The sequence below is a fragment of the Streptomyces sp. NPDC043176 genome, from assembly GCF_056436715.1.
Window position 1 is genome coordinate 167,189 of record NZ_JBWKCA010000006.1, and the last position, 26,143, is coordinate 193,331.

21 protein-coding genes and 1 tRNA gene are annotated in these 26,143 nt (G+C 72.3%); 13 read left to right on the forward strand and 9 right to left on the reverse strand.

Translation table 11 applies throughout. From position 1 onward, the window contains the following. Nucleotides 1–3: 3 nt before the first annotated feature. The 4 genes from efeB to AC067A_RS12155 all read left to right on the forward strand — a co-directional run bounded on the left by efeB (nt 4) and on the right by AC067A_RS12155 (nt 4,841). Entirely contained in the window at nt 4–1,275 is a 1,272-nt protein-coding gene (efeB, locus tag AC067A_RS12140; RefSeq protein WP_478618141.1) for an iron uptake transporter deferrochelatase/peroxidase subunit, read from the forward strand. Nucleotides 1,276–1,325: 50 nt separating this feature from the next. Beyond that, nucleotides 1,326–2,261 carry a prephenate dehydratase gene (gene pheA, locus AC067A_RS12145; protein WP_478618143.1) on the forward strand — a complete coding sequence of 312 codons (936 nt, stop codon included), beginning with the start codon at nt 1,326–1,328 and terminating at the stop codon, nt 2,259–2,261. Between the two features lie 487 nt (nt 2,262–2,748). Next, nucleotides 2,749–4,038 (forward strand): serine--tRNA ligase, encoded by a 1,290-nt coding sequence (gene serS, locus AC067A_RS12150; protein ID WP_478618146.1) that lies wholly within the window; start codon nt 2,749–2,751, stop codon nt 4,036–4,038. Continuing rightward, nucleotides 4,035–4,841: an HAD family hydrolase gene (locus tag AC067A_RS12155; RefSeq protein WP_478618149.1), complete on the forward strand. Its 807-nt coding sequence runs from the start codon at nt 4,035–4,037 to the stop codon at nt 4,839–4,841. Before serS ends, AC067A_RS12155 begins: the two co-directional genes overlap by 4 nt. 52 nt (nt 4,842–4,893) lie before the next feature. On the opposite strand, the gene AC067A_RS12160 is transcribed toward AC067A_RS12155, so the two are convergent. The 3 genes from AC067A_RS12160 to lpdA all read right to left on the reverse strand — a co-directional run bounded on the left by AC067A_RS12160 (nt 4,894) and on the right by lpdA (nt 7,162). Next, a tRNA-Ser gene (locus AC067A_RS12160) sits at nt 4,894–4,978 on the reverse strand. An 82-nt stretch (nt 4,979–5,060) separates the two neighbouring features. Further along, on the reverse strand, nt 5,061–5,669 hold the full coding sequence (locus AC067A_RS12165) for a rhomboid-like protein (protein ID WP_478618152.1): 609 nt from the start codon (nt 5,667–5,669) through the stop codon (nt 5,061–5,063). Nucleotides 5,670–5,758: 89 nt separating this feature from the next. Further along, entirely contained in the window at nt 5,759–7,162 is a 1,404-nt protein-coding gene (gene lpdA / locus AC067A_RS12170) for a dihydrolipoyl dehydrogenase (protein WP_478618155.1), read from the reverse strand. Between the two features lie 136 nt (nt 7,163–7,298). Here lpdA and AC067A_RS12175 point away from each other — a divergent pair, with 136 nt between their 5' ends. Together AC067A_RS12175 and AC067A_RS12180 are read left to right on the forward strand one after the other, a co-directional pair. Continuing rightward, nucleotides 7,299–7,979 (forward strand): FadR/GntR family transcriptional regulator, encoded by a 681-nt coding sequence (locus tag AC067A_RS12175; protein ID WP_478618158.1) that lies wholly within the window; start codon nt 7,299–7,301, stop codon nt 7,977–7,979. Beyond that, nucleotides 7,976–9,241, forward strand: a complete 1,266-nt coding sequence (locus tag AC067A_RS12180) for a CynX/NimT family MFS transporter (RefSeq protein WP_478618161.1) — start codon at nt 7,976–7,978, stop codon at nt 9,239–9,241. The genes AC067A_RS12175 and AC067A_RS12180 overlap by 4 nt, the downstream gene beginning before the upstream one ends. A gap of 202 nt (nt 9,242–9,443) precedes the next feature. Here AC067A_RS12180 and AC067A_RS12185 read toward each other — a convergent pair whose 3' ends face one another. The 4 genes from AC067A_RS12185 to AC067A_RS12200 are packed head-to-tail and all read right to left on the reverse strand — an operon-like array spanning nt 9,444 to nt 12,959. After that, entirely contained in the window at nt 9,444–10,163 is a 720-nt protein-coding gene (locus AC067A_RS12185) for an ABC transporter permease (RefSeq protein ID WP_478618164.1), read from the reverse strand. A gap of 14 nt (nt 10,164–10,177) precedes the next feature. Continuing rightward, nucleotides 10,178–11,089 carry an ABC transporter ATP-binding protein gene (locus tag AC067A_RS12190; RefSeq protein WP_478618167.1) on the reverse strand — a complete coding sequence of 304 codons (912 nt, stop codon included), beginning with the start codon at nt 11,087–11,089 and terminating at the stop codon, nt 10,178–10,180. After that, entirely contained in the window at nt 11,086–11,988 is a 903-nt protein-coding gene (locus tag AC067A_RS12195; RefSeq protein ID WP_478618170.1) for an ABC transporter permease, read from the reverse strand. The genes AC067A_RS12190 and AC067A_RS12195 overlap by 4 nt, the downstream gene beginning before the upstream one ends. Further along, nucleotides 11,985–12,959, reverse strand: a complete 975-nt coding sequence (locus tag AC067A_RS12200; protein ID WP_478618775.1) for an ABC transporter ATP-binding protein — start codon at nt 12,957–12,959, stop codon at nt 11,985–11,987. Before AC067A_RS12200 ends, AC067A_RS12195 begins: the two co-directional genes overlap by 4 nt. A 273-nt stretch (nt 12,960–13,232) precedes the next feature. Here AC067A_RS12200 and AC067A_RS12205 point away from each other — a divergent pair, with 273 nt between their 5' ends. From AC067A_RS12205 to AC067A_RS12235, 7 genes are all read left to right on the forward strand, one after another. Next, the gene (locus tag AC067A_RS12205; protein ID WP_478618172.1) at nt 13,233–14,078 is read left to right on the forward strand and encodes a M24 family metallopeptidase; all 846 of its coding nucleotides are present in this window, start codon (nt 13,233–13,235) and stop codon (nt 14,076–14,078) included. Then, entirely contained in the window at nt 14,078–15,880 is a 1,803-nt protein-coding gene (locus tag AC067A_RS12210; protein WP_478618175.1) for an SDR family oxidoreductase, read from the forward strand. Before AC067A_RS12205 ends, AC067A_RS12210 begins: the two co-directional genes overlap by 1 nt. A 131-nt stretch (nt 15,881–16,011) precedes the next feature. After that, nucleotides 16,012–16,941, forward strand: coding sequence for a MerR family transcriptional regulator (locus AC067A_RS12215; protein WP_478618178.1), 930 nt, complete (start codon nt 16,012–16,014; stop codon nt 16,939–16,941). Between the two features lie 158 nt (nt 16,942–17,099). Further along, on the forward strand, nt 17,100–17,657 hold the full coding sequence (locus tag AC067A_RS12220) for an RNA 2'-phosphotransferase (RefSeq protein ID WP_478618181.1): 558 nt from the start codon (nt 17,100–17,102) through the stop codon (nt 17,655–17,657). Nucleotides 17,658–17,694: 37 nt separating this feature from the next. Then, entirely contained in the window at nt 17,695–18,147 is a 453-nt protein-coding gene (locus AC067A_RS12225) for a hypothetical protein (RefSeq protein ID WP_478618184.1), read from the forward strand. Nucleotides 18,148–18,180: 33 nt separating this feature from the next. After that, on the forward strand, nt 18,181–19,083 hold the full coding sequence (locus AC067A_RS12230) for an LLM class flavin-dependent oxidoreductase (protein WP_478618186.1): 903 nt from the start codon (nt 18,181–18,183) through the stop codon (nt 19,081–19,083). Nucleotides 19,084–19,853: 770 nt separating this feature from the next. Continuing rightward, the gene (locus tag AC067A_RS12235) at nt 19,854–20,735 is read left to right on the forward strand and encodes a Cof-type HAD-IIB family hydrolase (RefSeq protein WP_478618189.1); all 882 of its coding nucleotides are present in this window, start codon (nt 19,854–19,856) and stop codon (nt 20,733–20,735) included. Nucleotides 20,736–20,861: 126 nt separating this feature from the next. Here AC067A_RS12235 and AC067A_RS12240 read toward each other — a convergent pair whose 3' ends face one another. Continuing rightward, nucleotides 20,862–22,574, reverse strand: a complete 1,713-nt coding sequence (locus tag AC067A_RS12240; RefSeq protein ID WP_478618192.1) for a sensor histidine kinase — start codon at nt 22,572–22,574, stop codon at nt 20,862–20,864. 14 nt (nt 22,575–22,588) lie between these two features. After that, nucleotides 22,589–26,134 (reverse strand): thiol reductant ABC exporter subunit CydD, encoded by a 3,546-nt coding sequence (cydD, locus tag AC067A_RS12245; protein ID WP_478618194.1) that lies wholly within the window; start codon nt 26,132–26,134, stop codon nt 22,589–22,591. Nucleotides 26,135–26,143: the final 9 nt, after the last annotated feature.

Below are 26,143 nucleotides of genomic sequence, written 5' to 3' on the forward strand. Positions count from 1 at the left end.
AACGTGACCGACAGCGACAACCTCGACATCTCCCGTCGGCGCCTCCTCGGCACCGTCGGCGCGGCGGGCGCGGCCGGGCTCGTCATCGGCGCGGCAGGCGGCGTCGGCGTCTCCTCGGCCGTGACCGGCGACGACGGCTCCGGCGGTGCCGGTGCGGGCGGCGCCCAGGCGCTGACCACCGTCGGCGCGACCGAGGTGATGTTCCACGGCAGACATCAGGCCGGCATCACCACCCCCCTCCAGGCGCGCGGGCACCTGGTCGCGTTCGACCTCGCCCCCGGCGCCGGCCGCAAGGAGGCCGCCGCGCTGCTGCGCCGCTGGTCCGCCACGGCGAAGACGCTGATGGCGGGCGAGGCGCCCGCCGGGGACACCGGTATCGCGCTCGACGCGGGGCCCTCCTCCCTCACGGTCACCTTCGGGTTCGGCCGGACGTTCTTCGACCGCACCGGGCTGGCCTCGCGCCGCCCCACCGCGCTCGACCCGCTGCCGGCCTTCTCCGCCGACGCCCTGGACCCCCGGCGCTCGGAGGGTGATCTGTGGGTGCAGATCGGCGCCGACGACGCCCTCGTCGCCTTCCACGCGCTGCGCGCCCTGCAGAAGGACGCGGGAGACGCGGCCCGGGTCCGCTGGCAGATGAACGGCTTCAACCGCTCGGCCGGCGCCACCGCGAAGCCGATGACCGCCCGCAACCTCATGGGACAGGTCGACGGCACCGGCAACCCGAAGCCCACCGACCCCGACTTCGACCGGCGGATCTTCGTCCCGGCCGGGGCGAGCGGCGCGGAGGCGTGGATGGCCGGCGGCTCGTACGCGGTGGTGCGGCGGATCCGGATGCTGCTCGACGACTGGGAGAAACTGCCGCAGGACCGGCAGGAGAAGGTCATCGGACGGCGGAAGTCCGACGGGGCCCCGCTCAGCGGCGGCACCGAGACCACCGAGCTCGACCTGAACAAGCTCGGCCCCGACGGGAAGACGGTGATTCCCGACAACGCCCACTCCCGGATCTCCGCCCCCGAACAGAACGGCGGGGCGGCGATGCTGCGCCGGCCGTTCTCCTTCCACGACGGGATCGGCCCGGACGGGACCCCGGACGCGGGACTCCTCTTCGTCTGCTGGCAGGCGGACCCGCTGAGGGGCTTCGTCCCGGTGCAGCGCAAGCTGGACCGGGGAGACGCCCTGTCCGCGTTCATCCGCCACGAGGCGAGCGGCCTCTTCGCGGTGCCGGGCGGCCCCGCCGAGGGCGAGTACGTGGGCCAGCGGCTCCTGGAGGCATGAGCGGGTCCGAGAGGGCGGCCCCCGTCTCCGGCGACCATTAGGGTGACGGTATGTCCGCCACCCGGTTCACGTATCTCGGCCCCGAGGGCACCTTCACGGAGGCCGCCCTCCGTACGCTGCCCGAGGCGGCGACGCGGGAGCTCGTCCCGATGGTCTCCGTCCCGGCCGCGCTCGACGCCGTACGGAACGGGGAGGCCGCCGCCGCGCTCGTCCCGATCGAGAACTCGGTCGAGGGCGGGGTGACCGCGACGCTGGACGAGCTGGCCTCCGGCGAGCCGCTGATGATCTACCGCGAGGTGCTCCTCCCGATCGCCTTCGCGCTGCTCGTGCGGCCCGGCACCAAGCTGTCGGAGATCAAGACGGTGACGGGCCACCCGGTGGCCCAGCCCCAGGTGCGGAACTGGCTTCGGAGGCACCTGCCGGAGGCGGCGTGGGAGTCGGCCGCCTCCAACGCGGACGGCGCCCGGCTGGTGCAGGAGGGCCGCTTCGACGCCGCCTTCGCCGGGGAGTTCGCGGCGGCGACGTACGGTCTCGAGGCGCTGGTCACCGAGATCCACGACGCGGAGAACGCCGAGACGCGCTTCGTGCTGGTGGGCCGGCCGGCCCGGCCGGCGGCCCCGACGGGCGCCGACAAGACCTCGGTGGTGCTGTGGCTGGGTGACGATCATCCGGGTGCCCTCCTCGAACTGCTGCAGGAATTCGCGGTGCGCGGGGTGAACCTGATGCTGATCCAGTCCCGTCCCACGGGGGCCGGGATCGGCAACTACTGCTTCGCCGTGGACGCCGAGGGCCATGTCTCGGACCGCCGGGTGGGCGAGGCGCTGATGGGGCTCAAGCGGATCTGCCCCCAGGTGCGCTTCCTCGGCTCGTACCCGAGGGCGGGTGTCGCGGTCGAGGACGTGCCGCCGCTGCGGCGCGGGACTTCGGACCAGGCGTTCACTGCGGCCTCCGACTGGTTGGCGAGGGCCCAGGACGGTCGGGCCTGATCCCGATACTGACCGACCGCTGCCGACACCGGGGGCGGTCGTCCACAGGTACGAACCACTAGTCCTACCTGCATACTTTTCGGTTACCCACAGAAGTTATCCACAGGCGCCCCGTCCAGCCTGGGGACAAGTCGACACCTCGCTCCGACAAGGTCGACAAATTGCCCTGACGACTCCCGCTTGTCCGCGCCCCGTCCACAACTCCCGGATGGCGCTCACGTCAGCACTCCTCGCCCGATCAACTCTTTGGAGCGAGCAATTCCCACCCAAATGAGTGGGCTAATGGCGTTTGATCACGGAATTCCCAAGGACGGCCCCGGAAATCCACGGACCGTCGCCCGTAGTCCACAGATCTTCCGCACAGCCTGTGGATAAGTGAATGCGAACCCTGGGGATCCGGCATTTCCACCGGTCTCAATTCGGGCAAAACAACACGCGCGACCTTATCCGGTGGGGGCACGCGAACGCGCACCGGTAGCCTGGTGGGGTGATTGACCTTCGCCTGCTCCGTGAGGACCCCGACCGTGTTCGCGCCTCCCAGCGCGCCCGTGGAGAGGACGTCGCGCTCGTCGACGCCCTGCTCTCCGCCGATGAGCGGCGCAGGTCGTCCGGCGTCCGCTTCGACGAGCTCCGATCCGAGCAGAAGGCGCTCGGCAAGCTGATCCCCAAGGCCACCCCCGAGGAGCGCGCCGCGCTCCTCCAGAAGGCCGAGCAGCTCAAGACCGACGTCAAGGCCGCCGAGGCCGAACAGAACGAGGCCGACGACACGGCCAAGCAGCTCCTGCTCCAGCTCGGGAACATCGTCCACACGGACGTCCCGGTCGGCGGCGAGGAGGACTTCGTCGTCCTCGAGACGCACGGCACCATCCGCGACTTCGCGGCCGAGGGCTTCGAGCCCAAGGACCACCTGGAGCTGGGCGAGGCCCTCGGCGCCATCGACGTCGAGCGGGGCGCCAAGGTCTCCGGCTCGCGCTTCTACTACCTGACCGGCGTCGGCGCCCTGCTGGAGCTGGCCCTGGTCAACGCGGCGATCGCCCAGGCCACCGAGGCCGGCTTCATCCCCATGCTGACCCCCGCGCTGGTCCGTCCGCGCGCCATGGAGGGCACCGGTTTCCTCGGCCAGGCCGCGGAGAACGTGTACCACCTGGAGAAGGACGACTACTACCTCGTCGGCACGTCCGAGGTGCCCCTCGCCGCGTACCACATGGACGAGATCATCGAGGCCGACAAGCTGCCGCTGCGGTACGCGGGCTTCTCGCCCTGCTTCCGCCGCGAGGCCGGCACGTACGGCAAGGACACCCGGGGCATCTTCCGCGTCCACCAGTTCGACAAGGTCGAGATGTTCTCGTACGTCGCGCCGGAGGACGCCGAGGCCGAGCACAAGCGTCTCCTGGAGTGGGAGAAGCAGTGGCTGACCTCGCTGGAGCTGCCGTTCCAGGTCATCGACGTCGCCACCGGCGACCTCGGTGCCTCGGCCTCCCGCAAGTTCGACTGCGAGGCGTGGATCCCGACGCAGGGCAAGTACCGCGAGCTGACCTCCGCGTCGAACTGCGACAGCTTCCAGGCCCGCCGGCTCTCCGTCCGCATGCGCGACGAGCAGGGCGGCAAGAAGACCGTGCAGCCGCTGGCCACCCTGAACGGCACGCTGTGCGCCGTACCGCGCACGATCGTGGCGATCCTGGAGAACCACCAGCTCGCCGACGGTTCGGTGCGGGTGCCCGAGGTCCTGCGGCCGTACCTCGGCGGGCGCGAGGTCCTGGAGCCGATCTCCAAGTGAGCCCGTTCCCCTACCGCCTGGTCGCGACGGACCTCGACGGCACGCTGCTGCGTTCCGACGAGTCCGTCTCGGACCGCACGCGGGACGCGCTCGCCGCCGCGACGGCCGCGGGCGCCGCGCACATCGTCGTCACCGGCCGGGCGGTGCCCTGGACCCGGCACATCCTCGACGACCTCGGCTACGACGGGATCGCGGTGTGCGGGCAGGGCGCGCAGGTCTACCACGCCGGCGAGCACCGGCTGCTGACCTCGCTGACCCTGGACCGGCAGCTCGCCGGACTCGCCCTCTCCAAGATCGAGGCCGAGGTGGGTCCGCTGGCCCTCGCCGCGAGCCGTGACGGCCTGGACGGCGAGGTCCTGATGGGCCCGGGTTACAAGGTCCAGGAAGGGCCCCTGCCGTACGTGCCCTACGAGGACCCGGCGGAGCTGTGGTCGGCGCCGCTGACCAAGCTGTACATCCAGCACCCGGCACTGACCGACGACGAGCTGACCCGGGCCGCCCGTGAGACCGTCGGCGGGCTCGTCGACGTCGTCATGGCCGGGCCCGGCATCGTGGAGATCCTCCCGCTCGGCCTCAGCAAGGCGACCGGGCTGTCGCTGGCGGCCCGCCGCCTCGGCGTGAAGGCCGCGGAGACGATCGCCTTCGGCGACATGCCGAACGACATCCCCATGTTCGGCTGGGCGGCCCACGGCGTGGCCATGGGCAACGCGCACGAGGAACTGCGGGCGGTCGCGGACGAGGTGACGGCGTCCAACGAGGAGGACGGCATCGCACTCGTCCTGGAACGACTGCTGTCGGCCTGACCCTCCCCGACGCGCGAAGGCCACCCTCAGGGGTGGCCTTCGTCGTACGCGGCGGAGGATGCGCGGATCGAACGCGCGCGGGGTCTCCCCCGACTACGGCTTAGCAAGCCGCTGCCTTACCACTCGGCCAATCCTCCGGGAGGGAGCGGCCCGCGCGGACGTGTCCACGCGCTCGAAGCGGCCGCTCCCTTCGGGAGATCCCCCGTGTCCCCCGTACAACTAGTCTGCGCCGGGACCCTGTTCGGGTGCGACCGGTTTTTCTCCCCGGGTCAGCGGATAGCAGGCGAGACCGATCGCCAGCGAGATCGCGTGGCCGAGGTCGGTGTACGTCCGGTCGGCGGCGAGCGGCAGGAGGAAGAACGCGAGCACCCCGGCGAGGTAGAGCCACCGCCAGGGGCGCGGCAGACGGTAGGTCAGGATCCCGGCGGAGGCGGCGAGTCCGTAGCTGACCCCGATGTCGACGACGTGCGCCATGCTGCGCGGCACGTCGTGGAGGCGGATCGCGACCAGGACGACCTGCTGGCTGATCAGGGTCGCCGCGATGTGCGCCGTCGCCACGGTGAAGAGCCACTTCGCCGTCCCGAGCCAGCGCTCCACGGGGGCGTGCAGGACCTCGAAGAGCAGCGCGTACAGCAGGACGTCGGCGGGATCCTCGATCCAGAACGCGCTGCCGAGCAGCGCCCGCAGCGGATGGTGGGCGAGCTGGTGGAGATTGCTGCTGTTGCGGTGGAGGAGATACGTCTCCACGGCGTCCGGGGAGAGCGCGATGACGAGGCTGGTGAGCGCGATGACCCCGAGCCACACGTGCGTACCGGGTGACGAACTCACCCACGACCTGATCGGCCGGGACGGTTCGCCACCCGGGAAGGTTTTGCTCGGCACCTTTCAGTGCCTATCACCCGAAGCCGGGAGAAACCTCAGAAATTGATCATGTGTCCGGCAATACCGTGGATCGCTTCCTTCACGGCCTCGCCCAGCGTCGGGTGCGCGTGCACGTTGCGGGCGACCTCGTGGACGGTGAGGTCCCACTGCTGGGCCAGGGTCAGCTCGGGCAGCAGCTCGGTGACGTCGGGGCCGATCAGGTGGGCGCCGATGATCTCGCCGTGCGTGCCGTCGGCGATGATCTTGACGAAGCCGGTGGCGTCGCCCAGGCCGTGCGCCTTGCCGTTCGCCACGAACGGGAACTTGGCGACCTTGACGTCGAAGCCCTTCTCGCGGGCCTGCGCCTCGGTCCAGCCGAAGCTGGCGATCTGCGGCTGGCAGTAGGTCGCGCGCGGGATCATCGGGTAGTCGAGCTCCATCGTCTCGGCGTCCCCGATGGTCTCGGCCGCGATGACGCCCATGGCCTCGGCGGTGTGCGCGAGCATCAGCTTGGCGGTGACGTCACCGATCGCGTAGATGTGCGGCACGGAGGTGCGGCAGCGGCCGTCGACGTCGATCGCGCCGCGCTCGGTGAGGGCGACGCCGGTGGCCTCGAGGCCGTAGCCGGTGACGTTCGGGGCGAAGCCGATGGCCTGGAGGACCTTGTCGGCCTCCAGGACCTTCTGGGCGCCGTCCTTGCCGGTGACGGTGACGCGGACCTGCGGGCCGGACTCGTCGATGGCCTCGACGCGGGTCGAGGTGAGGACGTCGATGCCGAGCTTGCGGTACTGCTTCGCCAGCTCCTTGGAGACCTCTTCGTCCTCCAGCGGCGCGATGCGGTCGAGGAACTCGACGATCGTGACCTTGGTGCCGTAGTTGTTGAGGACGTACGCGAACTCGATGCCGATCGCGCCGGCGCCGGCGATGACGATCGACTTGGGGGCGTCCTCGGCGAGGATCTGCTGCTCGTACGAGACCACGCGGTCGCTGAGGGCGGTGCCCGGGAGCAGGCGCGGGGTGGCGCCCGTCGCGATGATGCAGTGGTCGAAGGTGACGGTCTCCGAGGTGCCGTCGGACTTCGCCACCTGGAGGGTGTTCGCGTCCAGGAAGGTGCCCCGGCCGTTGAACTCGGTGATCCCGTTCTTCTTCATGAGGAAGTGGACGCCCTTGACCCGGCCGTCCGCGACCGAGCGGCTGCGGCGGAAGGCCTCGCCGTAGTCGAAGGAGACCGTGCCGTCGACCTTGATGCCGAAGGTCTTGGCCTCGTGGTTGAAGATGTGGGCGAGTTCGGCGTTGCGCAGCAGCGCCTTGGTGGGGATGCAGCCGACGTTCAGGCAGACACCGCCCCAGTACTTCTCCTCGACGACCGCGACCCGCTTGCCCAGCTGGGCGGCGCGGATGGCGGCGACGTAGCCGCCGGGGCCAGCTCCGAGTACGACGACGTCGAAGCGGTCTGACATGACTGACTCCCGAGGGTGGTGAGGGTGTTCGGTCCGCGTACGGGCCCACAGTAGTCCGGTCGCCGAGGCCCGGCCGGAGAGGCGAGGGACGTCACTTGTAGGATGACTGGGCAACCGGGCGAATAGGGGATTTTCGATGGCGCTGAAGGCGGCGGGACGGACCTCGCTGGTGGACTCCGTGGTGGACCAGCTGCGCACACAGCTGGCCGAGGGGGAGTGGGCGGTCGGCGACCGCATCCCGACCGAGCACGAGCTCGCGCAGCAGCTGGGCGTGGGCCGCAACACCGTCCGCGAGGCGGTCCGGGTCCTCGTCCACGCCGGCCTCCTGGAGTCCCGCCAGGGCAACGGCACCTTCGTCCGGTCGACCGCCGACCCGGCCGCCGCCCTGCGCGGGGTGCGCCACGCGGGCGCGTCCGACGTCCTCGAACTGCGGATCGCCCTGGAGGCCGAGGCCGCCCGCCTCGCGGCCGCCCGGCGCGACGCCGACGACCTGCTGCGGCTCCGGGCGGCCCTGACCGGTCTGCGGGAGGAGGGCGACCGGGACGCGGACGCCGACCTCGCCTTCCACCTGGCCGTCGTGGGCGCGACCCACAACGCCGCCTTCGTCGAGGTGTACCGCTTCTTCTCCACCCAGGTGCACGAGGTGCTGGTGGAGGCCCTGGGCGACCACGCGATGCCGCCGGTCGACATCGACGCACACGACGCGCTGGTGGCGGCGATCGAGGCGGGCGACCCGGACGCCGCGGAGCGGCAGGCCCGCGAGCTGCTGCGGCTCCCGATGGAGACGGTCGCCGCCCTGGCCGAACCGACCCGATGAGCACCGGGGCACGCACGACGGAAGACGTCAGGCCCGGGGCCCGGAGCCGGCGGCCGGACGGGGAGGTGGCCGCCCGGCGGGCGCGGGTCGCGCACCCGGCGGTGCTCCTCGCCGGCATCGTGCTGGCCTCGCTGAACATGCGGGTCGCGCTGGCGAGCGTGGCGCCCCTGGTCGGCGAGATGTCCGAGTCCTTCGGGCTCTCCTCGACGGCGAGTTCGCTGGTGACCTCCGTGCCCGTGCTGTTCCTGGGCGTCGGCGCGCTGGTGGCACCCTGGCTCGGCCGCCGCCTCGGTGCCGAGCGCGTGCTGTTCGGGGCGCTCCTCCTGCTCGGCGTCGGCATCCTCGTGCGGGTCCTGCCGTCCGTGTACGCGCTGTACGGGGGAGGGGTCCTCGTCGGCACCGCGATCGCGCTGCTCAACGTGCTGACGCCGGGCCTGATCAAGCGGGACTTCCCGGACCGGGCCGCGGCGATGACCTCGGTCTACACGGGCGCGATGATCGCCGGCGCGACGGTGGCGGCGGCGGCCGCGGTCCCGCTGGAGAAGGCGCTGGGCGGCGGCTGGCAGGCCTCGCTCGGCGTCTGGTCGCTGCTCGCCGTGGTCGCGGCCCTCGCCTGGCTGCCGCAGGTGCTGATCGCCCGCGGCCGCACGGGCCACGCGGTACGGGCCGTCCCGGCCGGCGACGCCCGTCCGGTGCGCGTCCGGCGCTCGGCGCTGGCCTGGCAGGTCACGCTGTTCATGGGGCTGCAGTCGCTGTGGTCGTACGTGCTGATCGCCTGGATGCCGACGATGTTCACCGACCACGGGATGAGCCGCTCCGCCGCCGGCGTGGTCTTCGCCTTCAACAACCTCGTCCAGGTCGCGGGCGCCTTCCTGGTGCCGCTGCTCGCCGGTCGGATGCGGAGTCAGCGCCCGCTGGTCGTGCTGGTCACCACGCTGGTCGCGGCCGGTTACGCCGGTCTGCTGACCGCGCCCGTGCAGGGCGCCTGGCTCTGGTCCGCGGTGCTCGGCATCGGCCAGGGCGGGGCGGTGGGCCTGGCCCTGACCCTGATCGTGTTGCGCTCCGGGGACGCGGTGACCGCCGCCCGGCTGTCCGGGATGGCCCAGACGGTGGGCTATCTCCTCGCCGCCGCCGGGCCGCTGGCGGCCGGCGCCCTCCATCAGGCCACCGGCTCCTGGACCCTGCCGATCTGCGGAGTCCTCGGCGTCTGCGCGGCGGCCCTCGCCGTGGGCCTGCTCGCGGCCCGGGACCGGACGGTGTGACCCGCGGGCCGGTCGTCCGGCCGTCGTGACTCGCGGGCCGGTTGGCCGGCCGGCCGTCGTGACTCGCGGGCCGGTTGGCCGGCCGGGCGTCAGCGTGGGCCGCGGGCCGGGCCGACGGTGTGGGCCGCGGGCCGGTTGGCCGGCCGGGCGTCAGCGTGGGCCGCGGGCCGGGCCGACGGTGTGGCCCGTCGGCCCGCCGCGACTACTCCTCGCCGGCCAGCTTCAGGGTCCGCAGCTTGTGGCCGGCGAACCAGGTCGCGCCGACCGTGACGGCGACGAGGAGTATCGAGGCCGTCGGGAGCGCGACCTCCGAGGTGACCAGTCCGTCGCCGGTGACCTTCTCGGCGAGGGCCAGCGACCACTGCTGGACGCTCAGCGTCTTCGCTCCGGCGATCAGGGAGCCGAACAGCGTCTCCCACACCAGGGCGTAGACCAGGCCGATCACCACGGCGTGCCGGCTGACCGTGCCGAGCAGGAGGAACAGCGCGCTGTACGCGATGGACGCCACCAGGGCCGCCACCGTGTACGCGACGGCGACCTGCTGCCCGTTGCCGTTGAGGATGAAGCCGGCGATCAGCGTCGGGACGGCGGAGAAGACCATGGTGACCGCGATCGCCACGATCAGCTTGGTGAAGATGATCGTGGGCCGCTTCACCGGCTTGGACAGCAGGTAGACGATCGAGCCGTCGTCGATCTCGGGTCCGATCGCGCCCGTGCCGGCGATCACGCCGATCAGCGGCACCATCGTGGCCAGCGCGAAGCCGCCGAGGACGTCGGCGGCGACCTGGTCGTCCGCGCCGTTGAAGCCGCGGACCGCCGCCGAGATGAGCAGCAGCATGCCGGGCAGCAGGAAGAGGATCAGCGCCCTGCGGCGGCCGAGCAGGGCCCGGTAGGTGAGCCGGGCGACTGTGGGGTTGTACATCGGTCAGGCTCCTTTCAGGCCGCGACGAGGTAAGAGAAGACCGATTCGAGGGACTCGTCCGAGGGCGAGACCGTCAGCAGACGGATCCCGCGCTCCTTCGCGACCTTCGGCAGCAGCTCCGTGAACCGTCCGAAGTCCACCGCCTGCACGCGCAGTCCGCCCTCCGCGTGGTCGACCTCGATGCCGGCCGTCGACGGGTCGGCGATCAGCGCCGCGGCGAGGGCCCGGTCGTCACTGGAGCGGACGAGGTAGCGGTGCGGCCGGTCGGTCATCAGCCGGCGGATCTTGCGGAAGTCGCCGGAGGCCGCGTGCCGCCCGGCCACGATCACCTCGATGTGGGAGGCGAGCTGCTCGACCTCCTCCAGGATGTGCGAGGAGAACAGCACGGTGCGGCCCTCCGCGCCCATCCGCCGCAGCAGGTCCATCAACTGCATCCGCTGGCGCGGGTCCATGCCGTTGAACGGCTCGTCGAGCAGCAGCACCGACGGCTCGTGCACGAGGGCCGAGGCCATCTTCACGCGCTGCCGCATGCCCTTGCTGTACGTCGAGATCCTGCGGTCCTGGGCGTACTCCATCTCGACCGTGGCCAGGGCCCGCTGGGCCTCCGCCGAGCCGAGGCCCTGCAACTCCGCGTTCGCCTGCACGAATTCGCGGCCGGTGAGGAAGTCGTACATCGCCTCCCGCTCGGGCACGACACCGATCTCGCGGTAGACCGACTCGCTCCCCCAGATCGTCCGGCCGTCGAGGGTGACGGAGCCGGTGGAGGGGTCGAGGAAGCCGCCCATCATGTTGATCAGCGTGGACTTCCCCGCGCCGTTGGGTCCGAGGAGACCGGTGACGCCCGGGCCGACCGACATCGTGACGTCGTTCACGGCCACGACGTTGCCGAACCAGCGGGAGACGTGGTCGATGTGGAGCGTTGTCACAGCCCGACCTTTCGGTAGCGGCGCATCAGGATGCCGTACGAGCCGGCGACGAGCGCGAGGACGACCAGCAGATAGACCACGCCGACACCGGCGCCCGGGCCCCCGCCGTCGGGGAAGCCCGTCGGTGCGCCGAGGAAGGCGGTCTGCACACCGTCGATCAGGGTCATCGGCGAGAACAGGCCGAGCCACTGGATGGCGCCCTCGTTCTCCGTGGCGTAGGCGATGCCCATGAGGGTGGACGCCGCCCCGTACGAGATCGTGAAGACGGCGATCACGGCGGCGACGCCGAAGCCGCGGCGGGGGGTGAGGGCGGCCATGACCAGCCCGATGCCGCCGAAGAGCAGCGAGAGCAGGGCCACCGAGACGAGCCCCTGGCCGAACATCTTGCTCTGCTCGACGAAGTCCATCTTCGCCAGCATGGAGCCGATCCAGAGGATCAGCAGCGGGGAGGCGGTCAGGACGAAGAGCGCCGAGGTCATGGCGCCGAACTTGGCGAGGACGTAGTCCGCGCGCTCGATCGGGCGGGAGAAGTACAGCGGCACCGTCCGGAACCGGAGGTCCCGGGAGACGGACTGGGGCGCCTGCGAGGCCAGGTAGATGCTGATGACGACCTGGAGGAACAGCGCGTACTGCGTGTACTCGATCGACAGCTTGGACTGCTTGGTGACGACCGCGACCGCGACGATGATCAGTGCCGGGACGCACATCACCGCGAAGAGCAGCATCGGGAGCACCTTGGACTTGGCGCTGCGGCCCAGACCGTACGCGCCGCGCAGGGACTGCGAGAACAGCGACCGGCGCGCGTACGCCCGGCCGAGGCGCGGGCCGTCGTAGGAGCGGTAGCCGATGTTGTGGATCCGGGTCGTGTCGGGAGCGGCCTTGGAGGTGTCGGTGCTCATCGGGCCTGCACCTCCTCGTGCTGCGGGGACGCCTCGGCGGCCCCCGGGCGGAAGACCTCGGCGATGTGGTGGCGGCGCTGCTCCATGCGGACGAGTCCGAGGCCGAGGCCGGCGACGGTGTCCCGCACGAGGTCGTACGTCTCCTCGCCGGCGGCCTCCAGGAGCAGGATGTGGCCCGCGCCGGGCAGGCCGTCCTCGACGCCGGCGTGGATCGTGACACCGGCGGCGGCGAGGGCCTCGCGGAGCGCGGCCGTGCCGTCGGGGACGGTGTCGGAGTCGGTGACCTCGACCGCGAGCGTCGTGGTGATCCGGGTGAAGTCGCTGGTGGAGCTGGAGCGGAGGAGCCGCCCGCCGTCGATGACGACGACGTGGTCGCAGGTGCGCTCCAGCTCGCCCAGGAGGTGCGAGGTGACGAGGACGGAGATGCCGAAGTCGGTCCAGACGCGGCGGATCAGTCCGAGCATCTCGTCGCGGCCGACCGGGTCGAGGCCGTTGGTCGGCTCGTCGAGGAGGACCAGCTTCGGGTCGTGGACCAGGGCCTGGGCGAGCTTCACCCGCTGCTTCATGCCCGTCGAGTAGCCGCCCATGGGGCGGTACCGCTCCTCGTACAGGCCGACGTGGCGCAGGGTGTCGGCGGTCCGCTCACGGGCGGCGGTCGCGGGCAGCCCGGACATCCGCGCCATGTGGACGACGAACTCGGTCGCCGAGACGTCCGGCGGGAGGCAGTCGTGCTCCGGCATGTATCCCACGCGCTCGCGGATCTGGGCGCCGGAGGTCCGGACGTCGAGGCCCAGGACCTCGGCGCGGCCCTCAGTGGCGGGGGAGAGGCCGAGCAGGATCTTGATCATGGTGGACTTGCCGGCTCCGTTGGCACCCACGAGTCCGGTCACACCGGGCCCGATGTCCAGGGAGAGCCGGTCAAGCGCGGTCACCCGGGGGAACCGCTTGCTGAGGCTTTCGGTCGCGATCACAGTCACGCTTCGACGGTAGTGGCGCGCGCCATAGCGGTCGTCAGCCCAACGGCTCGATCCTTGTCCGACCAGAGGAGTACAAGCCAGTAGGGGAGGTCGCGACGAAAGTCTTTCTCCACAGCCGTCCGCGGGCCTTTTCCACAGTCGTCCGCGGGTCTTTTCCACAGCCTCGCGTCCGACCCCTTGACGCAGCCGCCGAGCATTGTCACATTCATCGGTGTCAAGTTACGGACGCGTAGTGCGATCGGGCGCTCACACGGGACGGCGGGTGGCATGGCCTCGGCAGTGACAGGGGAACTCTCCGCGGAGCTGCGGGGGTTCAGGGAAGTACAGCGGCTCTCCTACGAGTGCGCGGAAGCCGTCGCGGCGCAGCTCAAGCCGGGGGTGACCGAGCGCGAGGCCGCGCGGATGCAGCGGGAGTGGCTGTACGAGCGCGGCGTGCGGGACTGGTTCCACCGGCCGTTCGCCTGGTTCGGGGACCGGACCGCCTTCGTCGACTTCAAGATCCCCCTGCAGTTCTTCCCGACCGACCGGCGGCTGGAAGCGGGAATGCCGTTCATCCTCGACATGGCCCCCGTCCACAAGGGGTACACGGCGGACATCGGCTACAGCGGCTGCCTCGGCCTCAACCCCCTGCACGACAAGCTCCTCGCCGACCTCGAGGACCACCGGGAGCTGATCCTGCGCGAGGTGCGCGAGCGCCGCACGCTGCGCGAGATATACGAGGACGTGGACCGGCTCATGGTCCGCCAGGGGTACGCGAACCGGCACCGCGCCTATCCCTTCGGCGTCATCGCCCACAAGATCGACCGGGTGCGCGAGCGACGCTGGTCGCCGACGCTCTTCGGGTTCGGCACGCAGGCGCTCAAAGGGCTCGCGAGCGACGCCCTGCACGGCCACCGGGACGGCTGGTCGCCGCTCTGGTCGCCGTACAAGTTCTCCGACCACCCGCCCAGGCCCGGCCTGTGGGCGGTCGAGCCGCACCTCGGTTTCCGGGGGACGGGCGCGAAGTTCGAGGAGATCCTCGTCGTCACCGACTCGGAGGATCCCGAGCAGAGCGCGTTCTGGCTGGACGACGACCTGCCGCACGTGCGGCGCTGGAACGAGGGAGCGGTCTGATGGCGGGAATCGCCGGACTGAGCACGGCGCGGGAGCGCTGGGTCCGTACGGGCGGGATCGAGCTGTGCGTCGCCGAGCTCGGCGACGCGGACCGGCCGACCGTCCTGCTCGTGCACGGATACCCGGACTCCAAGGAGGTCTGGTCGGAGGTCGCGGCCCGGCTGGCCGAGGAGTTCCACGTCGTGCTGTACGACGTCAGGGGCCACGGCCGGTCGACGGCGCCGGCCCCGCTGCGCGGCGGCTTCACCCTGGAGAAGCTGACGGACGACTTCCTCGCGGTCGCCGACGCCGTCAGCCCCGACCGGCCGGTCCACCTCGTCGGCCACGACTGGGGTTCGGTGCAGTCCTGGGAGTTCGCCACCGTCCCGCGCACCGAGGGCCGGATCGCCTCCTTCACCTCGATGTCGGGGCCCTCGCTCGACCACTTCGGGCACTGGATCAAGCGGCGGATGACCCGCCCCACCCCGCGCCGGGTCGGTCAGCTCCTCGGCCAGGGCGCCAAGTCCTGGTACGTGTACATGCTGCACACGCCCGTGCTCCCCGAGCTCGCCTGGCGCGGACCGCTGGGCAAGCGCTGGCCGAGGATCCTGGAGCGGGTCGAGAAGGTCCCCGCCGGCGACTACCCGACGCCCTCGCTGCCCAGCGACGCGGGGCACGGCGCCTGGCTCTACCGGGACAACGTCCGCGCGCGGCTCCGCCGGCCGCGCCCCGACGCGTACGCGCACGCGCCCGTGCAGCTGATCACCCCGACCGGTGACGCCTTCCTCTCCGAGCGGCTCTACGACGACCTGGGCACCTGGGTGCCGGACCTGACCCGGCGCACCCTGCCCGCCAAGCACTGGGTGCCGCGCACCCGTCCCGACCAGCTGTCCGCCTGGATCGCCGAGTTCGTGCGGGCCAACGAGGAGCCGGCGACCAGGGCGCCGAAGCCGGCCGCGGAGACGGCTGCGAAGAGCGGGGTGAAGCCGGAGTACGCGGAGCGGTTCGGCGGCCAGCTCGTCCTGGTGACCGGCGCGGCCAGCGGCATAGGCCGGGCCACCGCCTTCGCGTTCGCGGAGGCCGGGGCCCGGGTCGTGGCCGTGGACCGGGACGGCGAGGGAGCGGTCCGCACGGCGGAGATGGCCCGGCTGATCGGCGCCCCGGAGGCCTGGGGCGAGACCGTCGACGTCGCGGACGAGCAGGCGATGGAGAAGCTGGCCGCCAAGGTGGCGAGCGAGTACGGCATCGTCGACGTCCTGGTCAACAACGCGGGCATCGGGCTCACCGGCTCCTTCTTCGAGACGACGAGCGAGGAGTGGAAGCGGGTCCTGGACGTGAACCTGTGGGGCGTGATCCACGGTTCCCGGTTCTTCGGCGCGCAGATGACCGCGCGCGGCCAGGGCGGTCACATCGTGAACACGGCCTCCGCCGCCGCCTTCCAGCCGTCCCGCGCGCTGCCCGCGTACAGCACGTCGAAGGCGGCGGTGCTGATGCTCAGCGAGTGCCTCCGCGCCGAGCTGGCCGACCAGGGCATCGGGGTGTCGGCGATCTGCCCCGGCATCGTCAACACCAACATCACCGCGACCGCCCGGTTCGCCGGGGTCACCGACGAGGCGGAGGAGAAGCGGCGGCAGAAGAAGGCCTCCCGGCTGTACGGGCTGCGGAACTACCCGCCGGAGAAGGTCGCGGACGCGGTCCTGGGCGCGGTCCTGCACGACCGGGCCGTGGTCCCGGTGACGCCCGAGGCCCGGGGCGCCCGCTTCCTGTCCCGGCTGAGCCCCGGCACGCTGCGGGCCCTCGCCCGCCGGCAGCCGCCCGTGTAGGGGGCGGGGCCTGCCTTCCGGGTCCGTCCGGGAGGCAGGCCCCGGGTGCGGGAGGGGCGCGCGGTCGTACGATCCCTCCCAGCAGGGGCCCCGCGGCGACGGGGTGCGGGAAGCGGTCGGTGGGAGCGGGTTTGTCCGAGCAGTCAGCACAGCCGGAGTACCGGATCGAGGACCTCGCCCATCTCAGCGGGGCCACGGTCCGGACGATCCGCGCCTACCAGGACCGCGGTCTGCTGCCCCGCCCCGAGCGGCGGGGCCGGTCGAACGTGTACGGCGACGCCCACCTCGCGCGGCTCCGGCAGATCGCCGATCTCCTCGACCGGGGTTACACCCTGGCCTCGATCAAGGAGCTCCTGGAGGCCTGGGACACCGGCCGGGGGCTCGGCGGGGTGCTCGGTCTGGTCGCGGAGGTCAACGGGCCGTGGACGGACGAGGAGGCGGCCCGGATCTCCCGCGCGGAGCTGGACGCCCGCTTCGGCGGAACGCCTGACGAGGACGCCATCCGGGAGGCCGTCGAACTCGGCGTACTGGAGCCGCTGCCCGACCGGGAGACCGAGGAGTACCTCGTACCGAGCCCACAAGAGCTCTCCGTGGCGGTCGAGTTGTACGCGGCGGGAGTGCCGCTGACGGCAATCACCGATCATCTGCGGGAACTTCGCGAGCAGGTCGAGCACATCGCCTCCCGATTCCTGGAGTTCACCACCGAGCACGTCTTCGCGCGCTACCTGGAGCACCGGCCGCCGACGGACGCCGACGCGGCCGAGGCGGCGACGATGGTGCGGCGGCTCCGTCCGCTCGCCCAGCAGACGGTCGACGCCGAACTGGCGCGGGCCATGCAGCTGTTGGCACCCCAGCACCTTCAGTTCCATCTGTCGACCGCGGCTCCCCACGCACAGAGCGGGGAGCCGCGCACGGTGGCCCTACCCGCGGGGACGATCAAGGCGGTTCAGCAGCTGGTCGGGCCGGAGGGTGTCGCCGCCTTCGTCACGGCAGCCACCGAACGAGAGCTCCAGAAAAGGACATTGGACGCCCTCGCGTCAAATCGCCATCAAAGTAACTAAGTTGCCCAATTCACCCACAAGCCAAGGGTGTTGTCCACAGAAACGCCAACTCTCCTGTGGATAAGTCGCCTTGGTTGTGGATCAAACATGTTCGCTTCCATCAATCGACGCGGGTCAATTCGATGGTCCGGCGATCGGCGCTCCGGCATCCTGACGGCATGACCTCACAACCGAGGGACGAACGACGCACCGTGAAGGTGTCGAAGTACCTCTCCAAGCATCTGCGTCACCAGCCCGAGCGCATCGGTCTCGTCCTCGACGGGAACGGCTGGACCGAGATCGACGCACTGCTCCGGGCCGCGGCCGAGCACGGCTTCCCGATCAGCCGCGAGGAGCTCGACCACGTCGTCGCGACCAACGACAAGAAGCGCTTCGCGATCGAAGGCACCCGCATCCGCGCCAGCCAGGGCCACACCGTCGAGGTGGACCTGGACCTGCCGGCCGCCGAACCGCCCGCGTACCTCTACCACGGTACGGTCGCGGACCGGCTCCCCGCGATCCGGGCGGAGGGACTGCGTCCGATGGCCCGCCACCACGTGCACCTCTCCCCCGACCGGGAGACCGCGACCCGCGTCGGCGCCCGCCGGGGCCGGCCCGTCGTGCTGAGCGTGGACGCCGGAGCCATGCACCGGGCCGGACACGTCTTCCGCGTCAGCGCCAACGGCGTCTGGCTGGCCGACGCCGTGCCACCCGAGTACCTCCGCCTCACGGAGTGACCCCGCCCCCGCGAGAGCCGTTTGGCATGATCACCCCATGGCACACCCGCATCTGCCCAGCACCGAAGCCGCCGTCACGGCGATCCGCGAGATGGCCCGGGAGTTCCACCTGGAGATGACGGTGACCGACGACATCGGCGCGGACCGCACCTCCCGTCGCACCTCCTCCGGCGCTTTCGCCGTCCTCGACCCGGACGGATCCCTGCCTCACGAGGCGTACGTCGAGCTGGGCGGCTCCCCCTCGGTCACGGTCCAGGTCTTCCCCGAGGACGACGCCAGGATCCTCGTGGAGGGGATCGAATTCGCGGACGTGCCCCGCGACGCCGTCCCCGCCTTCCTCCGCTCCGTCCACGGCGGCCTCGCCCATGTGAAGGGCCGGTTCTTCCCGCCCGGCTGGTGGCTGATCGTTCCGCTCCCCGGCGACGAGACGTACAAGGAACTCGTCCCCGGCGCCTCGCTCACCCCCTGGATGAACAAGAACGTCCGCTGATCGACCACGTCCGGCCACCGTAGGCTCGGGGGCATGAGCCTGCGCCTGAGCACCGTGATCCTTCCCGTCGACCGCTGGCACGACGGTGGCCGCCGGAAGTGGCGGCACGCCGAGGACCTCGGCTTCCACGCCGCCTACACCTACGACCACCTGTCCTGGCGGACCTTCCGCGACGGCCCCTGGTTCGGCGCGCTGCCCACCCTCACCGCCGCCGCGACGGCCACCGAACGGCTCCGGCTCGGCACCCTCGTCACCTCGCCCAACTTCCGGCACCCCGTGACGCTCGCCAAGGAGCTGATGTCACTGGACGACGTCTCCGCCGGCCGGGTCACGCTCGGCATCGGGGCGGGCGGCAACGGCTTCGACGCCACCGCGCTCGGACAGGAGGCGTGGACGCCGAAGGAGCGGGCCGACCGGTTCGGCGAGTTCGTGGCACTGCTCGACCGGCTGCTCACCGAGGACGTCGTGACCGAGCACGGCACCTTCTACTCGGCGGACGAGGTCCGGAACATCCCCGGCTGCGTCCAGCGCCCGCGACTGCCGTTCGCGGTGGCGGCGACCGGACCGCGCGGCCTGAGGCTGGCCGCCCGGCACGGGCAGGCGTGGGTGACGACCGGCGACCCCAAGCTGTACGAGGAGGGGACCCCCGAGCAGTCGGTGGCGGCACTGGGCGGCCAGCTCGAGAAGCTCGGCAAGGCGTGCGCCGAGACGGGCCGGGACGTGACCGAGCTGGACAAGATCCTGCTGACCGGCTTCACCCCGGACCGGAACCGTCCGCTGGAGTCCGTGGACGCCTTCGTCGACTTCGCCGGGCGCCACCGCGAGCTGGGCTTCACCGAGATCGTCGTCCACTGGCCGATCCCGGACTCCGGCTTCGCCGCCGACCAGGCCGTCTTCGAGCGCATCGCCACCGAGGCCCCGGCCCAGCTGGGCTGACCCGCTGGCCTCCGGGGCGTGCCGTGCCGCTCAGCCGGGGCGACCGGCACGGCACGTCCGAGATCCAGGAGGGGTACAGGCGAGCCCGGCATGATCGGCAGGACACTCTAGGGGGTATCCGGAACCTGATCGGCAGGTTGCCCCTGGTCCCTCGGGATCCGGCGCCCCCGCACCGGGCGGTGCCGGTCGGTGCCCGCCGCGCACGCTCCCGTCGACGGCTTCCGCGCCTCAGGTACGGCCTTCCCGGAGCGCGCCGCGAACCTCACAACGGCGGTCATCCCCGCCAGCACGTCCCCGACCAGCACCGGTTCTCGTACGGGATGCCCCGTGCCGGCCCGCTCGCAGGTCCCGCAGAGGGCCATGCCGAGGCTCGCGACCCATCGCCCGTACGGCACGCCGCAGGCCTCGCACTCGTCGGACCGCCGCCCCGCGACCATGCCGTCACCCCTCCGAGACCCCGTCGGCTCCCCTGCCTCCTGAAGGTCTTCCCCGTCCGACCCCGAACCGAACGGACGTTTACGGCCACGTCCGCGCGTCGCGGCTCACCGAGGCCCGGGCAGGCCGGCACCGGCCGCCGGGCCGGGCCGCCCCGGCCCCCACCCAGGCGAGCCCCGGGCCCCCTACGCCGGGCCACCCCGGCTCCCACTGCGCCGGGCCACCCCGGCCCCCGACCCCCACCGCGTAGGACCGGCCACAGGAAGACCGAAAGCAGGGCACTCATATGTGCGGCTCCCCGCACGCACGTGCGCTCGGTGCGGAAGAATGGTGCGGTGACCTCTCCTCGTTCCCCGCGCCCTTCCGCGCCGGCGCCCCGGCTGATCGCCACCGACCTCGACGGCACGCTGCTGCGCGACGACAAGTCCGTCTCCGAGCGCACGGTCGCCGCACTCGCCGCGGCCGAGCAGGCCGGGATCGAGGTCTTCTTCGTCACCGGCCGCCCGGCGCGCTGGATGGACGTCGTCAGTGACCACGTCCACGGCCACGGCCTGGCGATCTGTGCCAACGGCGCCGCCGTCGTGGACCTCCACGGGGACGAGACCTTCCTGGAGGTCCGGCCACTGGAGCGGACGGTCGCGCTCGACGTCGTCCGTGCCCTGCGCGCCGCCGCGCCGGGCACGTCGTTCGCCGTCGAGCTCACCACCGGAATCCACTACGAGCCGCAGTACCCGCCGTTCTTCCTCGACCCCGGCGCCACCGTCGCCACCGCCGAGAAGCTCCTCTTCGAGGAGACGCCCGGCGCGGCGGCTCCCGTGCTCAAGCTGCTCGCCCAGCACCCCGAGCTCGACCCCGACGTGTTCCTCACGGTGGCCAGGGACGCCGCCGGCGACCTGGCGTCCTTCACCCGCTCCAGCCCCACCGCGCTCGTCGAGATCAGCGCGCTCGGCGTCTCCAAGGCGTCCACCCTCGCACTGTGCTGTGCCGAACGCGGCATCACGGCCGACGAGGTCGTCGCCTTCGGCGACATGCCGAACGACATCGAGATGCTGAGCTGGGCCGGCCGCTCGTACGCGATGGGCAACGCCCACCCCGCCGTGATCGCCGCCGCCTCCGGCCGTACGGTCGGCAACAACGACGACGGGGTCGCCGTCGTCATCGAACAGCTCGTGGCCGAGGCCCTGAACGCGGCGCACCACGCCGCGGCCCGCGACTGACGGCCGGGGCGGGCATCCCGTACGGGGACGACCGGCACCGACCGCCCCGGAGGACGACCCGCGGCACAGACGGGCGCGGCGGATCCCACCCCGGACGGGGGTTGGCGGAGCACCCCCGTACGGGAACTACAGCGGCGCCTCCCACACCACCGTCGTGCCGCCGCCGTCCTCACCGAGGCCCGGCCCGCACCAGCTCGCGCCGCCCAGCGACTCGGCCCGCCGGGCCAGGTTGCGCAGGCCGCTGCGGCGGCCGCCCGCCGGGATCCCGATGCCGTCGTCCGCGACCGAGAGCCGTACCCCGGCGGAACCGTCGGGGAGGGTCACGGTGGCGTCGACGGCGACCTCGATCCGGTCCGCCTCCGCATGCCGGAAGGCGTTGGAGAGTGCCTCGCGCAGGGCGGCGATGAGGTTCTTGCCGGTGAGTTCCCCGACCGTCGAGTCGATGGCGCCGAGGAAGCGGTGCGCGGGCTTGAAACCGAGCGGCACGGCCGCCATGTTGATCTCCCGCAGGACGCGGGTGCGCAGTCCCGAGGGGGCTTCGGCGGGACCCTGCTGGAGCGCGAAGATCGCCGTACGGATCTCCTGGATGGTCACGTCCAGCTCGTCGACGGCCTTGCCCACGCCCTCGCGGACGGCCGGGACGATGGACCTGCGCTGGGCGCTCTCCAGCATCATCCCGGTGGCGAAGAGCCGCTGGATGACGAGGTCGTGCAGGTCACGGGCGATCCGGTCACGGTCCTCGTACACGGCGAGGCGCTCCCGGTCCCGCTGCGCGTCGGCCATCATCAGGGCCAGCGCGGCCTGCGAGGCGAACTGGGTGGCGAGCGTCCGCTCCGCCTCGGTGAACTGCCGGGCACCCCGTACGCGGGGCGTGGCGAGCGCGCCCAGGACCCGGCCGCCGCTCTGCAGCGGCAGCATCATGCTCGGCCCGTACGCGGAGGTCAGCCGGCTGATCATGCGCGGGTCGGTCGACGCGTCGGTGATGAAGACCGCCTCGCCGTCCAGGAGTTCCTTGACCACGGCGCTCTCGGGCGGGATGACCACGCCGAGCGACTTGGTGGGCCGGGGAGAGGAGACGGCGACGATCTCCAGGCCGCCGTCCTCGGCGGGCAGCAGCACGATGCCGACGTCCGCGTCGGCGAGCCGCCGGGCCTGTTCGGCGACGACCGTGAGGGCGTCGTCCGCGTCTCCGCCGGAGAGCAGGGCGGTGGTGACGGCGACCGATCCGTCGATCCACCGTTCGCGCTGCCGGGCCGCCTCGTAGAGGCGGGCGTTGCCGATGGCGATGCCCGCCTCGGTGGCGAGCACCCGGACCATGTGCACGTCGTAGTCGTTGAACTCGCCGCCGCCGCGCTTCTCCGCGAGGTAGAGGTTGCCGAAGATCTCGCCCTGGACCCGGATGGGCACGCCGAGGAAGGTCCGCATCGGCGGATGGCCCGGCGGGAAGCCGGCCGCGCGGGGGTCGGCGGACAGATCGGTGAGGCGGATGGTCTGCGGATCGCGGATCAGCGCGCCGAGCAGACCCGCGTGGCCGTCGGGGCGGCGGCCGATCCGGCGGGCCGTGTCCTCGTCGACACCGAAGGTCACGAAGTCGGACAGGCCCTCGCCCTCGTCGTCGACGACGCCGATCGCGGCGTAGCGCGCGTCGGCGAGTTCCGCGGCGGTCTCGCAGATGCGGTCGAGCGTGGAGTGGAGTTCGAGCCCGGTGCCGACCGAACGCATGGCCTCCAGGAGCTGCGGTACGCGGGCGGTGAGCTCCGTGGACAGTCCTTGGAGGCTGCGGGTGGCCTGGGTGGCGGCTTCCAGGGGGTCCGGGGCGTCGGACGCTGCGGCGGTCATGGGCTTGAGCCTAGTTAGTCCCATTTGGCGAGAAAAGTCGGCCGCCTCTCTCCCCTGGTCAGCAGATCCGCCTCCCTCTCCTGCTCCAGCATCCGGCGCAGGGGGCCGTCCGCCGTGGCCAGTTCCGCGTACGGGCCGCGCTGCACGGTCCGGCCCTCGTCGAGGACGATCACCTCGTCGACGGCGTCGAGGCCGTGCAGCCGGTGCGTGATGAGGACGGTGGTACGGCCCTCGGTGGCCCGCAGCAGGTCGTCGGTGAGCGCGTCGGCGGTGGCCAGGTCGAGGTGCTCGGCCGGCTCGTCGAGGACGAGGACGGGGAAATCGGCCAGGAGGGCCCGCGCGAGCGCGAGGCGCTGGCGCTGGCCGCCGGAGATCCGGGAGCCGTGCTCGCCCACGAGGGTGTCGAGCCCGGCGGGGAGTCCGTCCACCCAGTCGAGCAGCCGGGCCCTGCGCAGCGCCTCGCGGAGTTCGTCGTCGTCCGCTCCGGTGCGGGCGAGCCGCAGGTTCTCGCGGACGGAGCTGTCGAAGAGGTGGGCGTCCTGGGCGCAGAGGCCGACGAGGCGCCGCACCGCGTCGCCGTCGAGCTCCCAGGCGGGCACTCCGCCGATCCGGTACGTCCCGTGCTCGACGTCGAGGAAGCGCAGCAGCACCTGGGCGAGCGTGGTCTTGCCGGAGCCGGACGCGCCGACGACCGCGACCCGGCGTCCGGCCTCCAGGGTGAGCCGGAAGTCGGCGAGTGCCGCCCGCTCCTGTCCGGCGTACCGGGCCGAGAGGCCGTCCAGCTCCAGCGGGAACGGGCTCGCCGGGGGAGTGGCGGGCCGGGCCGGTTCGTGTACGGGCACGGGGGCGTCGAGCACCTCGAAGACCCGCTCGGCGCTGTGCTTGACGCGCTGCCGGTACTGCACGGCGAGCGGCAGTCCGGTGACGGCCTCGAAGGCGGCGAGCGGCGTGAGGACGACCACGGCGAGGGCCACTCCGTCGAGGCGTCCGTCGCGCACGCCCTGGACCCCGACGCACGCGGCGGCCACGACCGTCAGGCCGCAGACCAGTACGGAGAGCCCGGCACCGAGCGCGGTGGCCGCGGCCTGCCGGGAGGCGATGCCGGTGAGGGCGCGGTCGGCGTCCCGCGTCCGATCGATCCTGCCCCACAGGGCCCCCGCCACCGTCAGCTCGGCGCAGCCGCGGAGCAGATCGGCCACGGCGGTCGCCAGGGTGCCGCGCGCGGGGGACAGCCGTCGTTCGGCCCGGCGGGCGAGGGCGCCACCGGCCGCCGGTACGGCGATGCCGGCGACCAGCAGGCCCACGGCGAGGACGGCACCGGCCTCGGGCAGCAGCCAGGCGGTGAACCCGGCGGACGCCGCCCCCACGACGAGCGCCGCGCCGACCGGCAGCCACCAGCGCAGCCAGTAGTCCTGGAGCGCGTCGACGTCGTGGACCAGCCGGGCGAGCAGGTCGCCGCGCCGGGTGCGGCGCAGCCCGGCGGGGGCGATCCGTTCCAGGCGCCGGTAGACGGAGACCCGCAGCTCGGCGAGCATCCGCAGCACCGCGTCGTGCGAGACGAGGCGCTCGGCGTACCGGAACACCGCCCGGCCGATGCCGAAGGCGCGCGTGGCCGTGACGGCCACCATCAGGTACAGCACGGGCGGCTGCTCGGAGGCGCGCGAGATGAGCCAGCCGGACACCGCCATGAGCCCCACGGCCGACCCGAGTGCCAGGCTCCCGAGCAGCAGCGCGAGGCCCATCCGCCCCTTGAGCTCCCCGGCCATCGCCCGCACGCGCGCCGCCACCGACCGTCCGGTGGTGAGCGGCTCGCCCGCGGCGGGCGCGGGCATCTGTTCCGGCGCGGGGGCGACAGAGGGAGGCACGGTCCCGACGGTCCCGTCTCCCTCCGCCGTACGCGCACCGCGGGCGTCGTCCGCCGCTGCCGGACCGCCCAGCGTCACCACGCGGTCCGCGACCGCGAGCAGCGCCGGCCGGTGCACGACCAGGAGTACCGTCCGCCCCGTCGCGAGCCGCCGGACCGCGTCGACGACACCCGCCTCGGTCTCACCGTCGAGCGCCGCCGTCGGCTCGTCGAGCAGCAGCAGCGGCCGGTCCGCCAGGAACGCCCGGGCGAGCGCCAGCCGTTGCCGCTGGCCCGCCGAGAGCCCCGCGCCGTCCTCGCCGAGGGCCGTGTCGGGCCCCTCCGGGAGTCCCGCGACGAACCCGTCCGCTCCGGCGTCCCGCAGCGCTTCACGTACCGCCTCGTCGGAGGCGTCCGGTCGGGCCAGCCGTACGTTCTCGGCGACCGTGCCCGCGAAGAGGTAGGGGCGCTGCGGCACCCAGGCGATCCCCGACCGCCAGGCCTCCTGGTCGAGCGTGGCGAGGTCCTCGCCGCCGACCCGCACGGAACCGCCCTCCTCGGGCACCGCGAAGCCGAGCACCACGTCGAGGAGCGTGGACTTCCCGACGCCGCTCGGCCCGACCAGGGCCACCGTCTCGCCGGGCTCGACCGTCAGCGTCGCCGCGTCGAGCGAGGGTTCCGCGCGTCCCTCGTGGCGTACCGTCACCCGGTCGAGTTCGAGCCGCGGGGAAGCCGGCACCGGCGCCGTACCGCCGTCCCGTACCGGCTGCTCCAGGACGTCGAAGATCTCCTCCGCCGCCGCGAGCCCCTCGGCCGCCGCATGGAACTGCGCCCCCACCTGTCGCAGGGGGAGGTATGCCTCCGGGGCCAGGATCAGGATGACGAGTCCGGTGTACAGGTCGAGTTCGCCGTGGACCAGCCGCATGCCGATCGTCACGGCGACGAGCGCGACCGACAGGGTCGCGAGGAGTTCCAGGGCGAAGGAGGAGAGGAAGGCGATCCGCAGCGTGCGCATCGTCGCCTGGCGGTACTCCGAGGTGATGGCACGGATCGACTCGGCCTGCGCCTTCGCCCGGCCGAAGATCTTGAGGGTGGGCAGGCCGGCCACCACGTCCAGGAAGTGGCCGGAGAGCCGGGAGAGCAGCTTCCACTGCCGGTCCATCCGGGCCTGGGTGTACCAGCCGATGAGGATCATGAAGACCGGGATGAGCGGCAGGGTGACGACGATGATCGCCGCCGAGACCCAGTCCTCGGTGACGATCCGGGCCAGGACCGCCACCGGCACCACCACCGCGAGGCCCAGCTGCGGCAGATAGCGGGCGAAGTAGTCGTCGAGCGCGTCCACTCCCCGCGTCGCGAGCGCGATCAGCGAGCCGGTCTTCTGGCCGCTCAGCCAGCCGGGGCCGAGCGCCGCCGCCGTCCCGAGGAGCCGGCCGCGCAGTTCGGACTTGACCGCCGCGCTCGCCCGGTGGGCGGCGAGCTCGGTCAGCCAGGAGACCAGCCCCCGCGCCGCCGCGACGCCGGCGAGCAGCAGCAGCGGGGTGGTCAGGTCGGAAACCGACTGGCCCTTCTGGAAGGCCCCCACCACGATCTCGGCGATGAACATCGCCTGGGCGACGACCAGCGCCGCCCCGATGAGGCCGAGGACGACCACCGCGACCAGGAAGAAGCGGGTGGCCCGGGCGTACCGGAGCAGGCGCGGATCGATCGGTTTCACGTGAAACAT

Bases quoted from the DNA above. Each gene is read 5' to 3' on its own strand.
- AC067A_RS12240 (WP_478618192.1), bottom strand. From the start codon at position 22,574: ATGACCGCCGCAGCGTCCGACGCCCCGGACCCCCTGGAAGCCGCCACC.
- AC067A_RS12205 (WP_478618172.1), top strand. From the start codon at position 13,233: ATGGCCTCGGCAGTGACAGGGGAACTCTCCGCGGAGCTGCGGGGGTTC.
- AC067A_RS12220 (WP_478618181.1), top strand. From the start codon at position 17,100: ATGACCTCACAACCGAGGGACGAACGACGCACCGTGAAGGTGTCGAAG.
- AC067A_RS12195 (WP_478618170.1), bottom strand. From the start codon at position 11,988: ATGAGCACCGACACCTCCAAGGCCGCTCCCGACACGACCCGGATCCAC.
- AC067A_RS12210 (WP_478618175.1), top strand. From the start codon at position 14,078: ATGGCGGGAATCGCCGGACTGAGCACGGCGCGGGAGCGCTGGGTCCGT.
- AC067A_RS12230 (WP_478618186.1), top strand. From the start codon at position 18,181: ATGAGCCTGCGCCTGAGCACCGTGATCCTTCCCGTCGACCGCTGGCAC.
- lpdA (WP_478618155.1), bottom strand. From the start codon at position 7,162: ATGTCAGACCGCTTCGACGTCGTCGTACTCGGAGCTGGCCCCGGCGGC.
- AC067A_RS12180 (WP_478618161.1), top strand. From the start codon at position 7,976: ATGAGCACCGGGGCACGCACGACGGAAGACGTCAGGCCCGGGGCCCGG.
- AC067A_RS12175 (WP_478618158.1), top strand. From the start codon at position 7,299: ATGGCGCTGAAGGCGGCGGGACGGACCTCGCTGGTGGACTCCGTGGTG.
- AC067A_RS12185 (WP_478618164.1), bottom strand. From the start codon at position 10,163: ATGTACAACCCCACAGTCGCCCGGCTCACCTACCGGGCCCTGCTCGGC.
- AC067A_RS12225 (WP_478618184.1), top strand. From the start codon at position 17,695: ATGGCACACCCGCATCTGCCCAGCACCGAAGCCGCCGTCACGGCGATC.
- pheA (WP_478618143.1), top strand. From the start codon at position 1,326: ATGTCCGCCACCCGGTTCACGTATCTCGGCCCCGAGGGCACCTTCACG.